Raw genomic sequence first — 247 nt, 5'->3', positions numbered from 1 at the left:
CCGCTGCCGCGTCGGGGCGGGTGAGGCCGATGGACCGTCGGACGGGATCCGTCTGACATGCCGGCACGAGCACTCTCGCCGGCCGAGCAGCTCCTGATGCTGCGCCGGCGCAAATGGTGGTTCCTCCTGCCGGCCGCGGCCGTCCTCGCCGCCACCGTGGCCGTGACCCTCGCATGGCCACCCACCTACCGCTCCACGGCCACGATCCTGATCGAGGAGGCAGAGATGCCGGAGGATCTCCAGGGCC

1 protein-coding gene is annotated in these 247 nt (G+C 72.1%); it reads left to right on the top strand.

All coding sequences use genetic code 11. The features are described 5' to 3' along the window. Positions 1-57: 57 nt before the first annotated feature. The coding region (locus L9G74_RS21650; RefSeq protein ID WP_238898919.1) for a Wzz/FepE/Etk N-terminal domain-containing protein at positions 58-247 on the top strand (190 nt) is incomplete at its 3' end.

The organism is Shewanella electrica (assembly GCF_022321485.1).
GTDB classification, from domain to species: domain Bacteria; phylum Pseudomonadota; class Gammaproteobacteria; order Enterobacterales; family Shewanellaceae; genus Shewanella; species Shewanella electrica.
This window is presented reverse-complemented; position numbering and strand designations above follow the sequence as displayed.